Origin of the sequence: Sphingobacterium sp. HJSM2_6, assembly GCF_049316305.1 — a bacterium.
In the GTDB taxonomy this organism is placed as follows: Bacteria; Bacteroidota; Bacteroidia; order Sphingobacteriales; family Sphingobacteriaceae; genus Sphingobacterium.
The window spans coordinates 1-459 of sequence record NZ_JBMOXB010000052.1 but is presented as its reverse complement, the minus strand read 5'-3'; the positions used below and the strand labels follow the sequence as shown (position 1 = coordinate 459).

The following is a 459-nucleotide window of genomic DNA, read 5'->3' as shown; positions in this document are numbered from 1 at the left end:
TAAAATCTACCTATGCTTTTCTAAAATTAATAAATGAAAATTCATTAAACTATCTTTTAAATTGATTGTATATGATAACTGTATTTCAAAACTAATTGTAAAATCATTTGAGATTGGTGGATTATTAAATAAACCCTCCATTTTTGAAGGGTTTTATTAGTAATTCCTAAGAAATCTTCAAAGACTCTTTACAGAAATCAATAAAGGGATTTAAATCACTATGAGGTTTGATATCTCTAATATTCCTTATTAAACTTTCAAAACATGTTCCTTCATATACCAATCCCAAGCTAGTGATTTCCAATTTTTCAACAGCTTTCCAGAATTGTTTTTCCAACCTTTGGAGTTGTAGTATTCAAAAAACGAATGAGAAACCTCAAGTGAAACATTCTTCTCTAAAAAATAGATTTGAACATGCCTTAATTCTGGTGGAACCTGCTTACCACAGCCTTTCATAAT

The 459-nt window shown here is 28.3% G+C and carries 1 protein-coding gene; it reads right to left on the bottom strand.

Features of this window, described 5'->3' with window-relative positions:
- Positions 1 to 249 precede the first annotated feature (249 nt).
- Positions 250 to 459 (bottom strand): hypothetical protein (locus ACFRAE_RS17770; RefSeq protein ID WP_422798511.1); only part of this gene is annotated, 210 nt, incomplete at its 5' end.